The following is a 19,990-nucleotide window of genomic DNA, read 5'->3' as shown; positions in this document are numbered from 1 at the left end:
TTATTTTAGAAAAAAACTTCTGTCATAATTTTATCACCTGAGACACCTTTGGAATGGAGTATTTCAAAGGTATCGATAATCATTTTTCTATTACCACAAATATAAACTTGTGTATTTAAAGGCAATTTATTGTTAGAAAGGTAATCAGTTACCCTTTTTCCTTTGCTACCATCAGCTGGCTTTGAAATACATGGTATATAAGAACCCTCTTTATAGTCATTCGAATGGTAACATTCGTCAGTATATCTTACACCGTGAAGTAAAGTGTAATTAATAGTTGGCCAAGTTTCAACAAAAGAGTGAAATGGTGCAATACCGGTTCCTGTCGCAATGAATAAATATTCCTTATCATTATTCAATGGATCTTTTAGACTGAACTCTCCATAAGCACCATCAACTTCAATTAAATCACCTGGCTTTATTTTTTGAAGCGCTGAACTAACTTGCCCGCCTTCAACTGCACGAATTAAAAAATCTAAATACTTAGAGTCGGCAGCAGAATAGATTGAATACTCTCTATTAATTTGTAAGCCTGGTAGACCAATATTAAAACATTGTCCTGATACGATATCAATATCTGGACGTTTTATCCTAATTCTAAATGTATGTTTTGAAAGGTGCTCTATATCATAAAGTGGGTATGTATTCATGGCTGCACTTTAAGTTATTTTTTTAAAATACTCAATAGTTTTAATTAAACCTTGATCTAAATTGATTTGAGGACGCCAATTTAATTTTTCTTTTGCTAGGGTTATGTCTGGTTGGCGTTGAGTTGGATCATCTTGTGGTAGAGGCTTTAAATCAATTGTTGACTTTGAGCTCGTCATTTCAATTACTTTTTCTGCTAACTCTAGGATAGTAAATTCTACGGGATTTCCAGTATTAACTGGCCCTGAAAAACTATCTGGAGAGCTCATTAGCTTTATAAAAGCTTCAATTAAATCATCAACGTAACAAAATGAACGTGTTTGTGTACCATCGCCATATACTGTAATTGGCTTATTTTTTAACGCTTGAGTGATAAAGTTAGACACAACTCTCCCATCGTTAGGATGCATATTTGGGCCATAAGTATTAAATATTCTCGCTACTTTAATATTTATCCCATGCTGTCTTTTATAGTCAAAAAACAAAGTTTCAGCACTACGTTTACTTTCATCATAACAAGATCGTATACCGTTTGGATTAACTTTACCCCAGTAGCTTTCTGGTTGTGGATGCACTTCTGGGTCACCATAAACTTCACTGGTAGATGCTTGCATAATTTTAGCACCCGTACGTTTTGCTAAACCTAGCATATTTATTGCACCTAATACGCCTGTTTTAAAAGTACCAATTGGATTATGTTGATAATGAATAGGTGAGGCAGGGCAGGCTAAATTATAAATTTCATCAATCTCTATATAAAGTGGGGAAACAACATCGTGACGTAAAATTTCAAAACGTTCATTGCCTCTTAAATGTGCAATATTACTCTTGGTGCCAGTAAAAAAATTATCTAGACAAATCACTTCATGACCGTCATCTAATAACCTTTCACAAAGATGTGAGCCTAAGAAGCCAGCGCCACCGGTGACTAAAATTCTTTTTAAAGGGCTATAATTTCTTCGTTCTTTTATCATTTTTTAAATTCTCTCCATAGAAATCCATATCCAGAAATAACCAGTATTGATCCACTAATAAATAATGCTAAAAGTATATTTAATACAGAATCATGATAAAAATAAATAACAATAATTTGCAAAGGTGCTACTATTACGAATAAATAAGCAAAAAGCACACGGCCTATAGCTATTAAAAATTGTTCGGCTATCATTATTAGCGACATTGGAAGTATAGCGAAACCAAAATATTTAAGTATATTAGAAGCTTCTTTATAATCATCACCATAAAATAATAAAATAATATTATCTGCAAAGAAATAATAAAATAGTGCACCTATCAAACTAAGTAAAAAAGTTAAGCTTACCGCTTGTAAAAATAAATTTTGACTACTTTCCCCGCTTGCATGGTTTTCTGCAACCATTGGAAATAATGCACTTGAAATCCCGCTAGGTAAATACATGACTGCTTTGCCCAATATAGATGCAGCTGCATAAATACCTGCCTCTTGACTAGAAAAATAATGCTTGACCAATACTATGTCAATTTGTGTCATGATTGCAAAAGCAAAATTTGCTAATAAAACAGGAAAAGAAGACTTAAATAAAAGCTGTGTTGAGCTTGAGCCACTTACATTAGTTTTTTTTATTGATGGATATAAGATTATATAAGTTATTATTAATAGTGCTAGTGATGAGAAAATAACACCTCCTAACGCACCTGTAACACCCAAACCAACATAAATTAGAGTGATAGCAAAAATAATTTTTAAAAAGGTAACAAAAACAGAACTTAATGCAAGCCATTTGAAATATTGCAACCCTTGAAGAAAGCCATTGATTATTGCTTGAGGAAAAGCAATCAAAATGATTGCTACTAAAGAAAAAAGGTAAACACTTTTTTCTATTAGTAAAAAATTTTGTAACGACTTAGCATTAAAAATAATAATAACTATCAGCACAATGCTAATTAAAATTAATCTTCGATTAATCCAGAAGAATAAATGACTTAAATTACTTATATCTTTATCAGATCTAAATGCAGAAACTCGACGGGCGATTATCATTGTCAAAGCAGACATAGGGGCTCCAATAACAATTATCATTGCCATTAATGCAGAGAAAATTCCATATTCAGACACACTAAGCATACGGCCCATGATTATCTGAAATAAATATCCTAAAACACCAGCCGATACACCACCCATAAATAGCCAGCTGCTACCTCGTATTAGCTTACTTAAAAAGATTCCCCTAACTTTTTGCTTCACTTAATCTTTTGTTCTTCAGGGGAATTAGAAAAATTAAGGCGCTCTCTGATAATATAAAGTGGGCGATTAATTACCTCTGTATGAATATTACCCACATAAAGAGCCACCAACCCTATTGACACTAACACCAAACCCATTAAAAAAGTGTTAGCAACAACAACAATGGCCAAAGGTGAGAAATTCCAATTACTAGTAGTTAAATAATCCAACAGCATCCATAAAAGAACAACTCCACTTGAAATAGTAATCAGTACTCCTATACGACCAGTTATTCTTAATGGCCAAAGAGAGAAGGAGGTGATGCTATTAATAGCTAAATGCCAAAGTTTAGAGTATGAATAACCAGCCTCTCCGTTTATGCGAGCATCTGCTTTAAATTTAATATAAGTTTTCTTAAAACCCATCCAGTCCATTACACCTCTAAACATCCTTTCGCGCTCTGTAACATGGCGAAAAGCTTGGGTCACTTTTTTGTCATATAGTCGAAAATCGGTCGTCTGGGACTTCATCTGCACACCAGAAATTTTTGTCATTACCCAATAAAATAGTTTTGACCCTATACGTTTAATCAAAGGTTGTTTTTCAATACTGGAGCGAATTGTAGCAACAACTTCAAACCCTTTTTGCCAGGCAATAATTAGATCTGGTATTAATTCTGGAGGATGTTGAAGATCAGCATCAATACAAATAACGGCATCTGAATTATCTGCTTCATGAACACCTGCGCTAAGGGCTACTTCTTTGCCAAAATTACGGGACAAGTCTAATATTTTATTTTTTTTGTCAAGTTTGGCAAGTTCACTCAAAACAGAAAAAGAATCATCAGTGCTACCGTCATTGACAAAAATAAGTTCGCATTGATATTTTTTCAACTTACTTGTAACTGATTTTAAACGGTTATAAAAAGAAAGTAAGATTGTTGACTCATTGTAAACAGGGATAATAATTGAAATTATATTTTTCTTCATTTGACTTTTAAGTTAAGTTTCCTGTTCATATGAAGCTCCTAAAGTAGGAACTAGATTAGTTTACTTAGATATAAAATAATATTTTTATCAAGTCGTTTATTTTTTGTTAATCAGAATTAAATATATCTCTAGTATAAACTTTATCTTTGATATCCTCCAGTTCTTGAGCCATACGGTTTGTTACAATTAAATTGCTATCTTCTTTAAATTTAGTTAATTTTTCGATTACTTTACATCCAAGAAAACTTTTATTCTTCAACTCAGGTTCAAAAACTATTATTTCAATACCATAAGCCTTAAGGCGTTTAATGACTCCTTGAATTGCAGAAGATCTAAAGTTATCACTACCTACTTTCATTATAAGCCTAAAAATTCCTACCACTTTTGGCTGTTTAGCAATAATTGAATTAGCAATAACATCTTTTCGCGTTGAATTTGACTCGACAATAGCACTGATTAAGTTGTTAGGTACATCTTTAAAGTTAGCTTTAAGTTGTTTGGTATCCTTAGGAAAGCAGTAACCACCATAACCAAATGAAGGATTATTATAATGATTGCCAATTCGGGGCTCTAGGCTTACGCCTTGAATAATTTGTTTTGCATTTAGATTATTTAGTTCAGCATAGGAATCTAACTCATTAAAATAAGAAACACGCATAGCAAGATAGCTGTTTGAAAATAACTTTACGGCTTCAGCTTCAGTATTATTAATTAACAATACATTAATATTTTCTTTCTCGGCGCCTTCTACTAATAAATTTGCAAATTGCCTACCACGATCAGATTGCTCTCCTACAATAATTCTAGAAGGGTACAAATTGTCATAAAGCGCTTTCCCTTCTCTTAAAAACTCCGGTGAAAACATAATATTGTTTGATGAGAATCTTTTTTTAATATCCTCGGTAAAGCCTACTGGAACTGTAGATTTTATAACTATAGTTGCTTTAGAGTTGATGGAAATAACATCTTTAATGACTGATTCAACCGATTTTGTATCAAAGCTAATGGTTTCGACATCATAGTCAGTTGGTGTCGCAATAATAACAAAATCAGCTTTAGAATAGGCATACTCTTTATTAATGGTGGCTTTAAAGAATTGGTCATGAATTCTTACCTTTGACTTTTTGTGAAGTTTTGATAAGTATTTTTGGATTTCGCTATCATCAATGGGCGATATGCCTTTATTTATTAAATCAACTTTGTCAGAGTTGATATCCAAGGCAATAACATGATTATTTTTTGAAAGTAACATTGCATTTGATAACCCAACGTAACCTGTACCTACAATAGTTATTTTCATTAATATTATTAATTGGTTTAAAAAAGAATTATTAATGATAAATTATAGAATTCATTTAGCAAGCAATAAATATTAAAAAACTTTTCTTTAAAAAGATAAATAGTCGATAATATTAATTAGAAATTAAAAAAAGATGCTTAAAATGAAAATATATTTACAAAGATTCATGAATCTTTATTTTATTGCCCTTCTATCCATTACAGGATTCTATGCATTTAATTATTTTCAGATACTAAACTTGGACGGATGGGAAATTTTTGATAAGTACGCAACGGAAAACGAAAAAGAAATGAAAGAGAATTTAGCGGATCAAATGTTAGAAGCAAATGGAAATTCAGATCAAAAAGAAGTCGAAAGATTAGGCATAGAATATAAAAATATTTATATTGAAGTTAGGAATAAAGCTAAAAAAGAGTTTTGGGATCATAAGAAAAACAACTGGAAGATAGCATCCTTTCTAATTGTATTTTTATTTGTAATTAATTACTTACTGTCTGGACGCGTTACATTATTTCATAAAAGTAACAATTAATAAGCTCATTATTATTATTTGCATGCTTTTAGGGGGACTTATAATTCTATACTAAAAAAACATCATATAGTGAATTTTTAAAAAAAAATACTATATATTGTATTTTCGTTGATTAATAAGGGTAAACTTTACACAGTTTAAAGAGATGAAAGTTTAAACTTATTTTTAAATTACAGGAGAAATTGAAATGGATATATTAGCAACCATTAGGAAGTGGGCTGGCGGACTTGCTGAAACAGTAGTTAGTCTTATGGCTCTTGCAATTGTTCTTCAAATCTTGATGGGTACTTCAAATGTACCTTTTATCGGTCAAACCGATGTAATTGGAAATGTTTCAGGAATATTAGCTCAGCTAGGAAGTGAGGGTCTAATTGGCCTTGTAGCTTTATGGGTATTATATTCAATCTGGAAATCACGCAAGTAAGAATTTTTATTTTGAATAATAAAAAGGGACTTAATAGGTCCCTTTTTTAATAGAACTTCTTCATTAGCAAGGTACCTACTGTTATTCCAACGATTGCAATGGCTAGCGCTAAATAGTAATTAAAACCTGATTTCACTAAGAAACTAAACAAAAATAAAAAAGGGATAACGGGCAAAATATACATTGTGGTTTCCTGTATAAGCCCACTGATCAGTGATCGATCTTTAGATTCTTCCCAAATTAATGTGAAAGAAACAAAAAAAATAATAGGCATTGCTAAAAGAATAGCAGCAAGGGTTGTATTTTTTCTACTCAGTTCTGTTGCTCCAATAATGACAACAAGAGCAATAACAATTTTTAATAAATAAAACATGATTTACTAGACTAGAAAGAAAAGATTTAATTCAAACTTACAATAAATCAATTCCAAACTTTTTTAAAACAGCAACATAAACAATAAATAAAACAACTGTGAATCCGATTGATAGAACTATAGCAGGCCAAAATGACCAATGCTTAATAATCCATGGAAAAAGGAGAAACATAGGAAGTGTTGGAAGCACATACCAGAAAGTATAGTAAGAATGATTGGCTATTTTTTCAGTTGATTGGTTTTCAAAAAATAACCAAAATAACACGCTGATTGTGATTAAAGGTAAAGCACTGGTGAGAGCACCGATTTTATCTGAAATTTTTGCAAGCTCTGATATGAGAACAATAAGACCAGCTGTAATGATATATTTAAAAACAATATAGGACATATTTTAATTTTAATCTAATTTTTAAACCAATGTATCTTTATTAGACTTAAGATAAATAAAGTAGGTTAAAATAACCTTTTATGTGTGATATAGAATAAATTATGCGCCCACCTATCCTCTCTAAATATCCAGTTGATAAGATAATCAGTAATTTTAAGTCATCAAAGGAAAAGGAAATGTGGATTGTTAGATTTATTCCACAAATTTTGAATAAACAAAAGATTAATGCAAATGCAATATCTGTTATGAAAAGGATAAGTTTATTAAGGCTTGAGCCCTTAACAAATCAAGAGACAGATAAAATCAAAAAATTGATGGTGGAAATTGGAAGGGAAGACATCAAATGTGTACGACAAACAGAAGCTAAACAAAAAAATGTTTTAATATTTTGTGGTCATGACGATGCTCCAGAATCAATTGATGGAATTGAAAGGTATATATATAGAATTATTCCAAACGCTAAACTAAAATTTGGTGTCGCAGATATGAATAGAGACCGTTGCTGTATTGTAAAAGATAAATATTGGGGATCCGATAAAAAAAGACCGACGGGCGTTTATTCTTTAGCTGACTTAGCTGTTGGAGATTGACCTTCTTTTCTATTTTTACTTCGTATTCTTTTCTGAGCATTTGAGCTGTTCTTAAAATTCTTTGTTGACTTAATAAAAGGCCTTTTCTTTCCGCTGCGGCGCTTTTTCTTTTTGTGAACATCTGCTGTTGTTTTAGTAGGTTCCATTCCTTCAATAGTCTGAACGTTTATCTTTAATTTTGTGAATCGCTCAATTTTTCTCAAATGTTCCTTATCAGGTTCATTAACAAAACTAATAGCAAAGCCTTTTTTGTCAGCTCGACCTGTTCTTCCAATTCGATGGACATAATCTTCAGCAAAGCGAGGTAGGTCATAATTGAATACATGAGTGATATGTTTAACATCAATCCCTCTAGATGCAAGATCTGTTGCAACTAAAACTTTTATCCCATTTTTTTTGAACCGATTAATAGTTCTTGTTCGACTATTTTGGGTCATATCACCATGAAGTGCTGATGCTTTTATATCCTTATGGTACAAATCGTCTGATAATTTATCAGCTAATCTTTTAGTCGCGGTAAATATAATTGCTTGATTAACATTATCTTGCGACAAGAAATGATCGAGTAGGTTAATTTTATGTGATTGGCTATCAACGTAATACAGAGTCTGTTCAATATTTGTATGACCAATTGCCTGTGGCTCAATAGATATTTTTGTGGGCGATTTTAAAAATTCTTCTGCAATCTTTGATACATCAGGGTCCAGCGTTGCTGAAAACATCAGCATTTGTTGTTCTTTATTTGTTGCATTAAAAATTTTTCTAATATCTGGCACAAAGCCCATATCGAGCATTTTATCTGCTTCATCTAAAACCATAATTTCAGTGTCATTAATTTTAACTTTTCTTTGCTTATGCAGGTCAAGAAGCCTACCCGGCGTTGCAATGAGAATATCTACAGGTTTTGATAGCAATTTGTTTTGAAGTTGATATGACATTCCACCAGTTATGGTGACAGAAAATATTTTAAGATAACGTGAATACGTTTTAATACTGTCCGATATTTGATTAGCTAATTCACGTGTTGGTGAAATAATTAATATTCTTGGTCCCTTACCTCTTCGTTTTGTAGTGGTTAAATGATTTAAGATGGGTAATACAAATGCTGCTGTTTTACCTGTGCCTGTTTGAGCCGTTGCTAAAATATGTTCTTTTTTTATGATGTGCGGGATGGATTTTGTTTGGATGGCTGTAGGCTCTTTGTATCCAGCTTCATGGATTGCTTTGAGTATTTCAGGAGCAAGATTTAGGGTATTAAATGACAAAAAATTATCCTTAAGTGATGTCTATGAGAAGATTAGACCTAATGATAAATTATAGATAATCTTTACGAGTGCGAAGTATATAGGTAATTGAAAATAAAGTAAATTTTCAATCTTTTAATTATTTCTTATTTATGGAAAGACAGCATCAGATTTAAGTAGTTTAAGTTTTTCTTGAAGGGGTAGGGATTTAATTCTATGTTCCTCTTTACTGGCTGAGCTTCTATTATGAAAAGAAGCTTTATAAACTAATTTAAAAGGACCACGTTGTTTTGTATATTTGGCACCCTTTTTTGTACCATGTTCTTTTATTCGGCGATTAATATCTGTGGTAATTCCCGTATAAAAAGTACCATCTGTACACCTTAAAATATAGACGCACCAACTATTTTTTGATAAGCGAGCTAGTTCAGCTAATGTTTCAAGTCCACTCACATTGTAGTTAGCCATGTAGTAATTACCAACTTAAAACTGCACGAAATCTGACCTCATTGCTTCTAACTTTATCAATCGCATTATTAATATCATTGAATTTAAAGTGCTCAACAATAGGTTTAATGTTATGTTGAACACAAAAATTAAGCATTTTTTTAATATTTTTTGGACTCCCTACAGGAGATCCAGATATAGAACGACGACCCGTCATAAGCGAGAATACTGAGGATTTAATAGGTTCTAACACAGCTCCAACAAAGTGGAGTCTGCCTCTTGGCTTTATAGTGTTTAGAAATAAGTTCCAATCTAAGCTAACATTAACTGTAGATATCAGTAGATCAAATTTCGCACCCATATTTTTTAAGGTCACTTGATCAGTGGACGATACAACCTCATCAGCACCCATTGATTTGATTAACTCATTTTTATCTTGTGAGCTTGTAAAAGCTGTTACATGGCAACCTAAGGCTTTATAAAAATTTATTGCTAAGTGGCCAAGCCCCCCTATACCAATAATTCCTACTTTGTGATTTGCATTAATTCCAAATTCAACTATAGGAGTAAATACAGTTATTCCGCCACATAATAATGGACCTGCATCTTCAAGATTTAGCTTTAAAGGAATAGGAATTACGCTCGCTGCTTCGGCAACAACTTCTTCAGCAAAACCACCGAACTGACTAAATACAGTTTTCTTAGTGTTATTACAAAAATTATGATCACCTGCATGGCAATAATCACATTTATTACAATATCCCGAATGCCAACCAAGGCCAACGCTGTCTCCAACTTTGTGCATTGAGATATTAGGAGCAGTCTCAATTACTTCGCCTATGATTTCATGTCCTGCAATCATAGGATATGTAGATTTTCCCCAGCTATTATCTATTGCGCTTATGTCACTATGGCATATGCCACAAGAGTGAACCTTAATTCGAACCTCATTTTGTTTTAATTCTTCAGGTTCATATTCGTAGAGTTTAAGATTTTCTCCAGGATTTAATGCAGCGTAAGCTTTTACCATTAAGCAGTAGTCCTTAAATTTTTATATTTAGTGGATTAATTATAGAATAATTTTTTTTATTTCAATAATATATTCAGGGAAATACTGGCTGATAACTTCAAGATTAAATTTTTTTAATATGGATTGATTTGATTCTCTTTTTAATAAAAACTCAAAAGAATGAGTGATAAGCTCAGTTTTTGTTAGTTTATTATTTGTGACATCTTGATGAAAACGATCACTTAATAAAACTATATGTTCTGTTGAGGAATCTTTTGTGACTGAAACTTTAAACGAATTATTATCAATAGCTTCAACTGATATCATAGGTTAACTTTTTTCACAATCACCTGAAAATGTTTCTACATACTGACCAAATCCCTTATTTCCTGAAATAAAGTCGGTGGCTGTATTATTTTTAAGATTAATTTCTAAATTTCGTACATTTAAAAAATTCGATGTACATTTAATTAATTCACTAGACCAGATGCAGTCAATATTATTTAAATCTTGTAACGAGCCGTCAATGAAATTAAAAGACATTGTTTTAACTTCCTCTTTTTTCCCTGATGAACCCATTAATTCAAACGTTGCAATTCCCTTGCATTTAAAATTAGTAGTTTTATTTTCAGCAACAGCAAACGAAGTGCCCGCAGAAATAATTACTAATATGAAGGCCCATTTTATTTCTTTTGTCATTGTGTAAGTATCCTCAAACATTTTGGAAATTCTGTAGAGCCAATTTTAAAGCCAAGCTCCTCGCATTTTTTTTTAGCAGCACTTCCAGATAACCTCTTAACAGATTTCCCGTCAATAGTAATCTCATCAGATGACCTATTCGCAAAATTACACTGATAACTTACTACATCTTGTAATAATAAATCATCACCAGAATTATTAATACTGTTTTGATCAAGCCCGCCATATTGTGAACATGCTCTCATCATTTCAGAAGTTACACCATCTTCTCCGCTGAAATAAGTATCAACAGTTAGTCCACTATAATTATTGTGAGGCGCTGGAAGCTGTTCTTTTTTTGTCGACGCACAACCAAAGGAAAAGCATATGAAAATTATCATAAATACCCAACTATAAAATTTCATCTAAACTTTAACCCCACTAAGACATACCCAACCATTATTTTTTAAGGTTTTTTCAAAATTAAACCAAGGTGCATAAATTTTTTTTATTTGATTTTCCTGTGATTCAAGTATACCTGATAGGGCAATCTTGCCTTTTGGCGCACAGTAACTTGCTAACAATGGGGCTAAAACGGAGAGTGCGCTAGATAAAATATTTGCAACTAATAGGTCGGTTTGAAACTTAAAATCTTCATTTGTATTTAACCAATCGATATTACATTCATTTACATTCCCATTTTCTTTACTTGCAATAATAGCTTGGGGATCTATATCAACCCCTTTTACCATTTTAGCGCCAAGTTTAAAAGCAGCGATAGCTAAGATACCTGAGCCACATCCGTAATCTAGTACTTTTTTTTCTTTAGAAACATTATCAATAAGCCATTCTGTGCAAAGATGCGTTGTTGGATGAGCTCCCGTCCCAAAAGCTAAACCAGGGTCTAAAATAATATTAATTAGTTTTGGGTTATTTATTTTATGCCATGATGGAACAATATTAATTCTGTTTTTAATACAAATTGGTTTAAATTGAGATTGTGATAATTTTACCCAATCTGTCTCAGATACAGATGAGGCAGTAAATTTAAAATCAATATCCTGAAAATTCAAGATGAGCTCATCTTGAATTTCTTTTATATCTACGGAATCATTAAATAACGCTTGAATTTGATTGGTGGCCCAAAATTTATTTGGTCCGCTATGAGGCTCACCAAAGATTAATTCTTCATCACTGTTATTTAAGTTTTTATCTTGAATAAATATGGATAATGCACCTCGGGTTTCTAACGCTTCACTTAATAGATCAATATGTTTTTCTTCCGCAAAAAAAGTTAAATTTATCCATGCCATATTTTTTAGGATTTATTCTTAAGCTTATTTTCGAGGTAATGAATATTTACACCTCCATCCATGAAGCTACGATCATTCACTAGATCCCGATGAAGGGGCACATTTGTTTTAATACCTTCTACAACAATTTCAGATAAAGCAATATCCATCCTAGCAAGTGCTTGATCTCTGGACTCTCCGTAAGTAATTAACTTACCAACCATTGAGTCATAGTTTGAGGGGACCTTATAACCCCCATAAGCATGGGTATCGATTCTTACACCGGGTCCACCGGGAAGATGAAACCTAGAAATTGTGCCGGGAGAAGGCATAAAGTTATATGGATCTTCTGCATTTAGTCTGCACTCGATAGCATGACCTTGGTATTTAATATCCTTTTGGCGAAAACTCAGTTTTTCACCAAAAGCAATTTTAATTTGTTCTTGCACCAAGTCTATATCCGTAATAAGTTCGGTAACGGTATGTTCAACTTGGAGTCTTGTATTCATTTCAATGAAATAAAACTCATTATTTTCATATAAAAATTCAAATGTACCTGCTCCGCGATAATTTATTTTTTCACAAGCCGATGCGCATCTAGCACCAATTTTATTCATCTGTTTTTCACTAATACCAGGAGCGGGAGCCTCTTCGATAATTTTTTGATGACGTCTTTGAAGGGAACAATCTCTTGTTCCAAGATGAATTGCCTTCCCATGTGAGTCAGCTAATACCTGAAATTCAACATGTCTTGGTTTTTCAAGGAATTTTTCCATATAAACGACAGGATTGCCGAAAGCTGCTTGTGCCTCATTCTTCGTCATTACTACAGAATTTAGAAGGGCTGCTTCAGTGTGAACTACCCGCATACCTCGCCCACCTCCACCACCTGCAGCTTTAATAATGACAGGGTAACCAATTTTTTTTGCAATTTTTTTGATTTCATCACTATCTTCTGGGATTGCACCATCAGAACCAGGAACGCAAGGCACACCCGTTTTATTCATGGTCTCCTTAGCACTGACTTTATCTCCCATCATTCGGATTGTTTCGGGTCTTGGACCAATAAACGTAAAGCCACTTTTCTCTACTCGTTCAGCAAAATCTGCATTTTCTGATAGAAATCCATAACCAGGGTGTATGGCCTGTGCATCAGTAACTTCTGCTGCGCTTATGATTGCTGGTATATTTAAATAGCTTAAGTTGGAAGGTGCTGGACCAATGCATACGGATTCGTCGGAAAGTTTTACATATTTGGCTTCAGCATCTGCCTCAGAATAAACTGTGACTGTTTTAATTCCCATGGCTCTGCAAGCCCTGAGGATTCTAAGAGCTATTTCACCACGGTTGGCAATTAAAATTTTATCAAACATTGTATGGTTAGCTTATTTCGAAGAGTGGCTGTCCATACTCAACAGGTTGACCATTCTCAATTAAAATTTTAGTAATGGTACCCTCTTTATCAGACTCTATTTCATTAAGAATTTTCATAGCTTCAATAATGCATAATGTCTCACCCTTTTTAACGGTTGAGCCAATATCTATAAAGGGAGCTGAATCAGGAGAGGCAGCTCTATAAAAGGTACCAACCATTGGAGAAGTAATAGAATTTTTATTATCTGCTGGTGTTGTTTCTACCTTATCGGAGGGCGCCTCAGATTGCACTTGAGGTTGCATATTTACTGTTGGTTGGATAGGTTGTTGAACATAATTAGTAGGCGGTAAAGAGGACCCCGTATTATTTTGACGACTAATTTTTACTTTTTCCTCACCTTCTGTCAGTTCAAGTTCAGAGATATCTGATGCTTCAACTAAATCTATTAAGGTCTTTAACTTTCTTAAATCCATTTTTATTTACCTCGAAATTTATTCAGATTGATTTATATAATTAAGGGCAGCAATATACCCCTCTGCCCCAAAGCCACTTATGACTCCAACAGCAACGTCAGAAAAAAAAGAATTTTTTCTAAAAGCTTCACGTGCAAAAACATTCGAGAGATGAACCTCTATAAACTTTATTTTTTTGGCAACAAGACTATCTCTGATAGCGACTGAACTATGCGTGAAGGCAGCAGGATTGATGATAGTGAAGTCACTGGTTAATAATTGAATTTTTTCAATTATTTCGGCTTCACTATTGCTTTGAAAAATATCGATTTCTACACCTAATTCGCTTGCTCGATCTTTAAGCATAGAATTGATATCTTCAAGCGTCATGCTTCCATAATGTTCGGGTTCTCTTTCACCAAGTAAGTTTAAATTTGGTCCGTGAATTACACTTATTTTCTTCTTTGACATAAATATTTCTTTGTATATATAACGATATTTAACTTATTTTGCCGAAATTAAGTCATTTTGTCTATATTTTAATAGATTTTAAGAGAATTTAGAGCCCATTCTAATTAATGATCGAGTTTAATGCTTGATTTAATTGATTTAATTTGAGTCTTCCATAAAATACTTTTTTAATCTTTTTCTCAGGGCTAATAATGACACTAAAGGGTAAAACACCCCGCTCATTACCAAGTGATTGTGATAGTTCAACTCCCTCGTTCTCAGCAATAAAAGACAAGTACTCAATAGGTATTTTTTTTGTAAATTTATTAACAGATTCTAAATCATCTATAGCGATTGCAATGGTTTGGATGATTTTATTTTTATGAGAAAATTCATTTAATTCAGGTATTTCTTCTCGACAAGGTGCACACCATGTTGCCCAAAAATTAAGTAATAACCATTGACCCTCGAACTTAGAAAAAGAAATCATTTCTCCAGAGTTATCCATAATATTAGCGTTAAATAGTGATGCAGTTGAGATATCGGTTGGATTAGAAATGACTAACTCGTCATTAAGATTATTTTTTTTCATAAGGTAACCTGAAAAACCAGCAACTATGGCAATAAATACGAGTAGCAATATAAATTTTATATTTTTTTTCATTAATCTAACCCTATTTGTAATATTTTTTTAAATTCTTTCGGATTTTTAAAACCGATCGTTCTTATTTTTCTAACTTCATTGCCAGCATTATCAAAAAATAGAATAGCAGGCGGGCCAAAAATGTTAAATTCTTTCATTAATGCCTTATCATTTACATTGTTACCTGTTACATCAGCTTTTAGTAGAATATATTGTTTCATCAATGCATTTACTTCCTTGTCAGTAAAAGTAAATTTTTCAAATTCAAGACAAGCTACACACCAATCTGCATAAAAATCGAGCATGATGGGTTTTGCCTTGTTAGAAGCAATTATATTGTCTAATTGTTCTATTGAATTAATAACAATAAACTCAGGTTTTTCATTTGATGATAAATTTATATCTTTATCAATATAATTCTTAGTATGGTAAATATTAAAGCAGACGGAAAAAAGCAATCCTAAAATTAAAACTATCTTTAAAATAGCTATTTTATTTTCAGTAAAAAATAAATAATAAGATATTGAGATTGTTAATAAGGTATTTAAAAGTAAAAAGAAAACAGTTTCGTCCAAAATAGGACGAATAATATAAATTGACATGCCAATTAATACAAAACCTATTAATTTTTTAACCTTCACCATCCATATCCCAGGCTTTGGGAGAAACCTATTAGCAGAAAAACCAATAAGCAATAAAGGAACACTCATTCCAATGCTCATGATAAATAAAGAAAGGCCACCCAATAAAATATCATTTGCTTGGCTTATATATAAGATTGCTGCCGCTAAAGGTGGGGCCACACAGGGGCTTAATATAAGTGCTGAAAACAAACCTAGGAAAAAAATATGTATGATATTTTTCTTATTTATTTTGTTAAGAAGCCTTGATAGAAAATTATTTTGAGAAATATTAAAATGAAAAACATCAAACATGGCAAGAGCAAAAATAATAAATAAAAATCCATTGAATAATAAGAAATAAATATTTTGCAAGCTCGAGGATAAAAAACTACCTGTAATAGATGCAACAATGCCAAAAATAATATAAGTCGCAGATACACCTCCAACATAACTTAAAGTATAACGAATAGCATGATCCTTATTAGATGATATGACGATACTTGATAAAATTGGGACCATAGGCAGAACACAAGGTGTTAAGGATAATAGTAAGCCGGCTAGAAAAAAGCTTATTAAAATAATAAGGAAATTTCTGTCATTAAGTGTTTCAACAAATGAGTCTGTTTCAGAAAGATAATTTATATTAGATTGACCTTCCATATTAATAATATGCGTTGAAGGTGGATAACAAAGACCTTTTTCACTACACCCTTGAAAATCTATTATAATTTTTTGATTAGTTGGTATCTGACCTTTGTGCAGAATAGTAATAATTTGTTTATCAAAATAAACTTCTTGCTTTCCAAAGAATTCGTCTTCTTTGATATCACCTTGAGGATAGGTTGTTTCTATTTTAGTTGAAGGCTCAAAAGAAACTTTAAACTTGGCCTTGTAGGTATAGTAACCGGGGGCATTATTAAGCTCTATTTTAATTATTGATTTATTTTCATCGGGCAAAAGTTCAAATTGAAATGCTTCTTCAACAGGGAGAAAAGCCTCTTTTTCATCATAAAAACTGAAATCATCATTCGCGGATGATGAAAGGCTGAAAAAAAACAGAATAAAAACTAAATTTAAATGTCTTAACATCTTTATAGAATAGGATTTGAAGCTTATAATTATCCGCAATTAAGACTAATTACTCAATGAATTTCATAACTTTAATTAAAACATGCGAAAAATAATTATCATTTTTTTAATTCTATTACCTGGCCTAGAGTTAGCGGGGATTATTTATTTCTTTAATCTTTATGGCTGGTGGTTCTTATTGTATTTAATATCGATCGCTATTTTAGGCTGGCAATTAATTCGAGAAGAAAAGGCAAACGCATTAAGTAAACTTACAGGATTGATGTCTAAGGGAGGAAATCCTGCTGACGCAATAATGGGCTCAGCAAAAAATTTTCTTGCAGGTATTTTATTCTTATTTCCAGGAGTGATAACGGATGTATTTGGCTTGCTAATTTTATTGCAAGGAGGCAAGGCCTCGGCTTTGAAAAAAGAACAAGCATATAAGTCTCATGAAGGAAAAACGCCAGACATCATTGAAGGCGAGTTTCACCGAGAGGATAAAAAAAATAATGACGACTTATAAAATTAAAATACAGTCGTCTGGAGAAGAGTTTGAAATCAAGCCAAGCCAAACAATACTAGAAGGCGCTATAGTAGCTGGAATTACGATTCCATATGGATGTCAAGATGGCGCTTGTGGTTCTTGTAAAGGAAAAATAATATCTGGTAAATTTTTCTTAAACGACCATCAATCATCTGCTTTAACAGAATCTGATATCAAATTGGGAATGACGCTTTATTGTAAAACAATGGCCCAAGAAGATTTAGTGATTGAACCAAATATTCCAGATGCGTATGATGAATATTCGCCAAAATTTTATCCTGTTAGGGTAGAAAGTTTAGCAAACTTAAATCATGATGTAATGCAGATGTATCTTAAACTACCTGCATCTGAAACATTAAAATTTAAAGCAGGTCAGTATATTGAATTTTTAATGGCCGATGGAAGTCGTCGAGCTTTTTCAATGGCAAATGCACCCCATGAATCAATGATTGAACTCCATTTAAGGCTTATTGAAGGTGGAAAATTCACAAGTTTTGTTTTTAATGAAATGAAAGAAAAATCAATTCATAGAATCGAGGGCCCTATAGGGCAGTTCTATTTAAGAGCAAGCGACAAGCCTATAGTTTTTATTGCGGGCGGAACTGGATTTGCACCAATAAAATCTATTATTGAAGATATGATTTTTACTAAAAATGAAAGAAAAATATATTTGTATAGGGGCGTGAGATCAAAAGAAGATCTTTATATGGCTGAGTTAGTTACTGATTGGAAAAAAAAGTTAAAAAATTTAAATTATATTCCTGTCATTGAGGATGGACTTTCGGAAAAAGTTAGGAGTGGGTTCGTTCACCATGCTGTCCTAGAAGATTTTAAAAACCTAAGTGATGTTCAAATTTATTGTTGTGGCGCACCCGGGCTTGTTGAAAATGCATTTATAGACCTAACAAAAAATGGCCTTCCTGAGAATCAATTTTTTGCAGATGCATTTACATTTGCACCTAAAAAGAAATAAGAAAATTATTTTTAATTTAGGCTTTCTGAAACAATAAGTTTGCGAATATTTTGAGTGTCAATATTGTTACAAACAAAAATATTCTTAAAAATTTTACTAAGTAGCCCCTCAATTTTTTTATGGTTAACGATAATTTTTATGTTTTGTAACCAACCCGTTTCGATGTTATGCAATTGATCAATGAAGTGCTTGGCACTATTAGTACTCGAAAAAAGAATGAACTGATGATGGTAGTTTACCAAATCATTTTTTAGTTGAATTAAGTCAATATCCACATATTTTCTTACATAACATTCACCATAATTTACAATACCTCCTTTTTTTTCTAAAGCATTTTTTAGGGTTTCACGACCACCTTCGCCCCGTATAATTAAAATTTTCTGACCCTCAACATTCTTATAAATTTTCTCTTTTAATAGATGTTCAGAGTCAAAAGTCTTAATTGGGAAATGAACATCCACCGATAATTTTTTTTGTAATAATAGTTTTGTCGTAGGACCAATACTTGAGAATATTAAATTTTTAGGAATTTGAAGCGATAATTTTTTTACTCTTTCAAGAAAGAAATGAACTGCATTTGTACTGATAAAAATAATATGTTGATAAGTTTTTACGTTTTTTATAACCCCATCAAAAATTTGGTAGTTATTAAGTGGATGAATTTCAGTGAGGGGGAAACTTAAAAGCTCAATTTCTGAATTTTTAAGATCGCTTGATAATTGCACATTAGTTTTCTGCGGTCGGGTAGATATAAGAGCAATTTTTTTTGATCTATTCATTCTTTATAAATTTGATAGGATTTTTTTTGCTCCTTTAGCAATTAAAGCTTCTCCTAATGCCTCACCAAGTTTATAAAATTCTGTTTTTGATCCGTTCTTCTCAGCATGAATAATTTCCGAACCGTCCGGCTTTGCCACAAATCCTCTAATAGAAAAAATATCATTGTTGATTGATGCAAAGGCACCTAATGGAACTGTACAACTTCCTGCAAGAGATCGACTTACGGTCCTTTCTGCCAATACACATCGGGCTGTATCTTCATCATTTAAAGGTCTCAATAAATCTGTCAATATTTTGTTATCAGATAAGATTTCAATACCTAAGGCCCCTTGTCCAACAGCAGGTATACTTTCTGAAGGGCTGATAAATTCTCTTATTCTTTTTTTTAAATCCAAGCGGATAAGTCCAGCAGCAGCTAAAATTATTCCTCCATATTGACCCTCATCTAATTTTTTTAATCTTGTTTGTAAATTTCCTCTCAGTGGCTCAATAATTAAGTGGGGATATTTTGATTTAATTTGACTTTGTCTTCTTAAGCTTGATGTACCAACAACCGAACCTTTTGGCATATCTTTTAAAGAATCATATTCGTTAGAGACGAAGGCATCTCTTGCATCTTCGCGTTTTGAGATAGCTGTTAATTTAAATTCTTCAGGGATATCCATAGGTAAATCTTTCATTGAATGAACGGCTAAATCTGCTTTTCTTTCAAGCAATGCATGTTCTAGCTCTTTAATGAATAGACCTTTTCCTCCGATCGTAGCTAGCGATTCATTCAACAAAATATCACCTTGTGTTTTAAAACCTTTAATGGTTATTTCAATACCAGGATGATCTTCAGATATCAATTTCTTAATAAATTCTGCTTGCCACATAGCAAGGGGGCTTTCTCGAGATGCAATGATTATTTTTTTTAACATATCCATTAGGATTTTATCACAGCGAGGATTGTTAGATTAATC

General features: G+C 32.4%; 26 protein-coding genes. 5 read left to right on the top strand and 21 right to left on the bottom strand.

The features are described from left to right. Window positions 1-5: 5 nt before the first annotated feature. The 5 genes from K6112_04490 to K6112_04470 all read right to left on the bottom strand — a co-directional run bounded on the left by K6112_04490 (window position 6) and on the right by K6112_04470 (window position 5,140). The gene (locus K6112_04490; GenBank protein QZP17288.1) at window positions 6-650 is read right to left on the bottom strand and encodes a hypothetical protein; all 645 of its coding nucleotides are present in this window, start codon (window positions 648-650) and stop codon (window positions 6-8) included. A 9-nt stretch (window positions 651-659) separates the two neighbouring features. Beyond that, on the bottom strand, window positions 660-1,622 hold the full coding sequence (locus tag K6112_04485; GenBank protein QZP17287.1) for an SDR family oxidoreductase: 963 nt from the start codon (window positions 1,620-1,622) through the stop codon (window positions 660-662). Further along, window positions 1,619-2,872, bottom strand: coding sequence for an oligosaccharide flippase family protein (locus K6112_04480; GenBank protein QZP17286.1), 1,254 nt, complete (start codon window positions 2,870-2,872; stop codon window positions 1,619-1,621). Before K6112_04480 ends, K6112_04485 begins: the two co-directional genes overlap by 4 nt. Continuing rightward, entirely contained in the window at window positions 2,869-3,840 is a 972-nt protein-coding gene (locus K6112_04475) for a glycosyltransferase family 2 protein (protein ID QZP17285.1), read from the bottom strand. The genes K6112_04480 and K6112_04475 overlap by 4 nt, the downstream gene beginning before the upstream one ends. A gap of 106 nt (window positions 3,841-3,946) precedes the next feature. Then, on the bottom strand, window positions 3,947-5,140 hold the full coding sequence (locus K6112_04470; GenBank protein ID QZP17284.1) for a nucleotide sugar dehydrogenase: 1,194 nt from the start codon (window positions 5,138-5,140) through the stop codon (window positions 3,947-3,949). A 142-nt stretch (window positions 5,141-5,282) separates the two neighbouring features. Here K6112_04470 and K6112_04465 point away from each other — a divergent pair, with 142 nt between their 5' ends. Beyond that, a complete protein-coding gene (locus K6112_04465; protein ID QZP17283.1) occupies window positions 5,283-5,672 on the top strand; it encodes a hypothetical protein in 390 nt (129 codons plus the stop codon). 187 nt (window positions 5,673-5,859) lie between these two features. Continuing rightward, window positions 5,860-6,096, top strand: a complete 237-nt coding sequence (locus K6112_04460; GenBank protein ID QZP17282.1) for a hypothetical protein — start codon at window positions 5,860-5,862, stop codon at window positions 6,094-6,096. A gap of 46 nt (window positions 6,097-6,142) precedes the next feature. On the opposite strand, the gene K6112_04455 is transcribed toward K6112_04460, so the two are convergent. Together K6112_04455 and K6112_04450 are read right to left on the bottom strand one after the other, a co-directional pair. After that, window positions 6,143-6,469: a hypothetical protein gene (locus tag K6112_04455; GenBank protein ID QZP17281.1), complete on the bottom strand. Its 327-nt coding sequence runs from the start codon at window positions 6,467-6,469 to the stop codon at window positions 6,143-6,145. A 37-nt stretch (window positions 6,470-6,506) separates the two neighbouring features. Next, window positions 6,507-6,857: a DUF3147 family protein gene (locus K6112_04450; GenBank protein ID QZP17280.1), complete on the bottom strand. Its 351-nt coding sequence runs from the start codon at window positions 6,855-6,857 to the stop codon at window positions 6,507-6,509. A gap of 101 nt (window positions 6,858-6,958) precedes the next feature. On the opposite strand from K6112_04450, the gene K6112_04445 reads away from it, so the two are divergent. Then, entirely contained in the window at window positions 6,959-7,447 is a 489-nt protein-coding gene (locus K6112_04445; protein QZP17279.1) for a hypothetical protein, read from the top strand. Here the strand turns inward: K6112_04445 and K6112_04440 are convergent. From K6112_04440 to dsbD, 12 genes are all read right to left on the bottom strand, one after another. Next, the gene (locus tag K6112_04440; GenBank protein ID QZP17278.1) at window positions 7,414-8,712 is read right to left on the bottom strand and encodes a DEAD/DEAH box helicase; all 1,299 of its coding nucleotides are present in this window, start codon (window positions 8,710-8,712) and stop codon (window positions 7,414-7,416) included. The two genes, K6112_04445 and K6112_04440, sit on opposite strands and share 34 nt — an antisense overlap. Before the next feature lie 129 nt (window positions 8,713-8,841). Continuing rightward, window positions 8,842-9,159, bottom strand: coding sequence for a GIY-YIG nuclease family protein (locus tag K6112_04435; protein ID QZP17277.1), 318 nt, complete (start codon window positions 9,157-9,159; stop codon window positions 8,842-8,844). Between the two features lie 7 nt (window positions 9,160-9,166). Next, window positions 9,167-10,168 carry an NAD(P)-dependent alcohol dehydrogenase gene (locus tag K6112_04430; protein ID QZP17276.1) on the bottom strand — a complete coding sequence of 334 codons (1,002 nt, stop codon included), beginning with the start codon at window positions 10,166-10,168 and terminating at the stop codon, window positions 9,167-9,169. 39 nt (window positions 10,169-10,207) lie between these two features. Next, entirely contained in the window at window positions 10,208-10,474 is a 267-nt protein-coding gene (locus K6112_04425) for a hypothetical protein (protein QZP17275.1), read from the bottom strand. A 3-nt stretch (window positions 10,475-10,477) separates the two neighbouring features. After that, complete coding sequence (locus K6112_04420; GenBank protein QZP17274.1) at window positions 10,478-10,846, bottom strand: hypothetical protein; 369 nt, start codon at window positions 10,844-10,846, stop codon at window positions 10,478-10,480. Then, window positions 10,843-11,250 carry a hypothetical protein gene (locus tag K6112_04415; GenBank protein ID QZP17273.1) on the bottom strand — a complete coding sequence of 136 codons (408 nt, stop codon included), beginning with the start codon at window positions 11,248-11,250 and terminating at the stop codon, window positions 10,843-10,845. The genes K6112_04420 and K6112_04415 overlap by 4 nt, the downstream gene beginning before the upstream one ends. Further along, window positions 11,251-12,138, bottom strand: coding sequence for a 50S ribosomal protein L11 methyltransferase (prmA, locus tag K6112_04410; GenBank protein ID QZP17272.1), 888 nt, complete (start codon window positions 12,136-12,138; stop codon window positions 11,251-11,253). A gap of 5 nt (window positions 12,139-12,143) precedes the next feature. Beyond that, the gene (gene accC / locus K6112_04405; GenBank protein QZP17271.1) at window positions 12,144-13,490 is read right to left on the bottom strand and encodes an acetyl-CoA carboxylase biotin carboxylase subunit; all 1,347 of its coding nucleotides are present in this window, start codon (window positions 13,488-13,490) and stop codon (window positions 12,144-12,146) included. Window positions 13,491-13,497: 7 nt separating this feature from the next. Next, entirely contained in the window at window positions 13,498-13,965 is a 468-nt protein-coding gene (gene accB / locus K6112_04400) for an acetyl-CoA carboxylase biotin carboxyl carrier protein (protein QZP17270.1), read from the bottom strand. An 18-nt stretch (window positions 13,966-13,983) separates the two neighbouring features. After that, complete coding sequence (gene aroQ / locus K6112_04395; protein QZP17269.1) at window positions 13,984-14,415, bottom strand: type II 3-dehydroquinate dehydratase; 432 nt, start codon at window positions 14,413-14,415, stop codon at window positions 13,984-13,986. 100 nt (window positions 14,416-14,515) lie between these two features. After that, a complete protein-coding gene (locus tag K6112_04390; protein QZP17268.1) occupies window positions 14,516-15,058 on the bottom strand; it encodes a TlpA family protein disulfide reductase in 543 nt (180 codons plus the stop codon). After that, a complete protein-coding gene (dsbD, locus tag K6112_04385) occupies window positions 15,058-16,749 on the bottom strand; it encodes a protein-disulfide reductase DsbD (GenBank protein QZP17267.1) in 1,692 nt (563 codons plus the stop codon). The genes K6112_04390 and dsbD overlap by 1 nt, the downstream gene beginning before the upstream one ends. A gap of 82 nt (window positions 16,750-16,831) precedes the next feature. Here dsbD and K6112_04380 point away from each other — a divergent pair, with 82 nt between their 5' ends. After that, complete coding sequence (locus K6112_04380; protein QZP17266.1) at window positions 16,832-17,254, top strand: FxsA family protein; 423 nt, start codon at window positions 16,832-16,834, stop codon at window positions 17,252-17,254. After that, a complete protein-coding gene (locus K6112_04375; protein ID QZP17265.1) occupies window positions 17,241-18,248 on the top strand; it encodes a CDP-6-deoxy-delta-3,4-glucoseen reductase in 1,008 nt (335 codons plus the stop codon). The genes K6112_04380 and K6112_04375 overlap by 14 nt, the downstream gene beginning before the upstream one ends. Window positions 18,249-18,259: 11 nt before the next feature. Here the strand turns inward: K6112_04375 and K6112_04370 are convergent, their stop codons facing one another. After that, entirely contained in the window at window positions 18,260-19,027 is a 768-nt protein-coding gene (locus K6112_04370) for a uroporphyrinogen-III synthase (protein ID QZP17264.1), read from the bottom strand. 3 nt (window positions 19,028-19,030) lie between these two features. Further along, window positions 19,031-19,948 (bottom strand): hydroxymethylbilane synthase, encoded by a 918-nt coding sequence (gene hemC / locus K6112_04365; GenBank protein QZP17263.1) that lies wholly within the window; start codon window positions 19,946-19,948, stop codon window positions 19,031-19,033. Between the last annotated feature and the right edge of the window lie 42 nt (window positions 19,949-19,990).

The organism is Methylophilales bacterium (assembly GCA_019823025.1).
Classification (GTDB): Bacteria; Pseudomonadota; Gammaproteobacteria; order Burkholderiales; family Methylophilaceae; genus BACL14.
This window is presented reverse-complemented; position numbering and strand designations above follow the sequence as displayed.

Coding starts and splice junctions, on each gene's coding strand:
- K6112_04490 (QZP17288.1), bottom strand. CDS start 650: ATGAATACATACCCACTTTATGATATAGAGCACCTTTCAAAACATACA.
- K6112_04485 (QZP17287.1), bottom strand. CDS start 1,622: ATGATAAAAGAACGAAGAAATTATAGCCCTTTAAAAAGAATTTTAGTC.
- K6112_04475 (QZP17285.1), bottom strand. CDS start 3,840: ATGAAGAAAAATATAATTTCAATTATTATCCCTGTTTACAATGAGTCA.
- K6112_04470 (QZP17284.1), bottom strand. CDS start 5,140: ATGAAAATAACTATTGTAGGTACAGGTTACGTTGGGTTATCAAATGCA.
- K6112_04465 (QZP17283.1), top strand. CDS start 5,283: ATGAAAATATATTTACAAAGATTCATGAATCTTTATTTTATTGCCCTT.
- K6112_04460 (QZP17282.1), top strand. CDS start 5,860: ATGGATATATTAGCAACCATTAGGAAGTGGGCTGGCGGACTTGCTGAA.
- K6112_04455 (QZP17281.1), bottom strand. CDS start 6,469: ATGTTTTATTTATTAAAAATTGTTATTGCTCTTGTTGTCATTATTGGA.
- K6112_04450 (QZP17280.1), bottom strand. CDS start 6,857: ATGTCCTATATTGTTTTTAAATATATCATTACAGCTGGTCTTATTGTT.
- K6112_04445 (QZP17279.1), top strand. CDS start 6,959: ATGCGCCCACCTATCCTCTCTAAATATCCAGTTGATAAGATAATCAGT.
- K6112_04435 (QZP17277.1), bottom strand. CDS start 9,159: ATGGCTAACTACAATGTGAGTGGACTTGAAACATTAGCTGAACTAGCT.
- K6112_04430 (QZP17276.1), bottom strand. CDS start 10,168: ATGGTAAAAGCTTACGCTGCATTAAATCCTGGAGAAAATCTTAAACTC.
- K6112_04425 (QZP17275.1), bottom strand. CDS start 10,474: ATGATATCAGTTGAAGCTATTGATAATAATTCGTTTAAAGTTTCAGTC.
- K6112_04420 (QZP17274.1), bottom strand. CDS start 10,846: ATGACAAAAGAAATAAAATGGGCCTTCATATTAGTAATTATTTCTGCG.
- K6112_04415 (QZP17273.1), bottom strand. CDS start 11,250: ATGAAATTTTATAGTTGGGTATTTATGATAATTTTCATATGCTTTTCC.
- prmA (QZP17272.1), bottom strand. CDS start 12,138: ATGGCATGGATAAATTTAACTTTTTTTGCGGAAGAAAAACATATTGAT.
- accC (QZP17271.1), bottom strand. CDS start 13,490: ATGTTTGATAAAATTTTAATTGCCAACCGTGGTGAAATAGCTCTTAGA.
- accB (QZP17270.1), bottom strand. CDS start 13,965: ATGGATTTAAGAAAGTTAAAGACCTTAATAGATTTAGTTGAAGCATCA.
- aroQ (QZP17269.1), bottom strand. CDS start 14,415: ATGTCAAAGAAGAAAATAAGTGTAATTCACGGACCAAATTTAAACTTA.
- K6112_04390 (QZP17268.1), bottom strand. CDS start 15,058: ATGAAAAAAAATATAAAATTTATATTGCTACTCGTATTTATTGCCATA.
- dsbD (QZP17267.1), bottom strand. CDS start 16,749: ATGTTAAGACATTTAAATTTAGTTTTTATTCTGTTTTTTTTCAGCCTT.
- K6112_04380 (QZP17266.1), top strand. CDS start 16,832: ATGCGAAAAATAATTATCATTTTTTTAATTCTATTACCTGGCCTAGAG.
- K6112_04375 (QZP17265.1), top strand. CDS start 17,241: ATGACGACTTATAAAATTAAAATACAGTCGTCTGGAGAAGAGTTTGAA.
- K6112_04370 (QZP17264.1), bottom strand. CDS start 19,027: ATGAATAGATCAAAAAAAATTGCTCTTATATCTACCCGACCGCAGAAA.
- hemC (QZP17263.1), bottom strand. CDS start 19,948: ATGTTAAAAAAAATAATCATTGCATCTCGAGAAAGCCCCCTTGCTATG.